General features: G+C 58.6%; 1 protein-coding gene. It reads right to left on the bottom strand.

Annotated elements, in window-relative coordinates:
- A partial coding sequence (locus tag ABFY71_RS19195) for a 50S ribosomal protein L11 methyltransferase (protein WP_347947478.1) occupies nucleotides 1–227 on the bottom strand: 227 nt, incomplete at both ends.

The following is a 227-nucleotide window of genomic DNA, read 5'->3' as shown; positions in this document are numbered from 1 at the left end:
GGCCTGCCAGGATGTTGGCGACCACCACGTCGGCTTTCATGGCCGCTGGCTGCGCATCCGGCAAATACAGCTCCAGACGATCGGAGACTCCGTTACGCTCGGCGTTATCGCGGCTGGCCTGAATCGCCTGCGGATCGATATCAATACCAATGGCTTTTGCTGCACCCAGTTTCAGCGCCGCGATCGCCAGAATGCCGGAACCACAGCCAAAGTCGATGACTGTTTTA

Origin of the sequence: Devosia alba, from assembly GCF_039938915.1 — a bacterium.
GTDB classification, from domain to species: domain Bacteria; phylum Pseudomonadota; class Alphaproteobacteria; order Rhizobiales; family Devosiaceae; genus Devosia; species Devosia alba.
The sequence above is the reverse complement of the archived record's forward strand: the minus strand, read 5'-3'. Positions and strand labels throughout refer to the sequence as shown.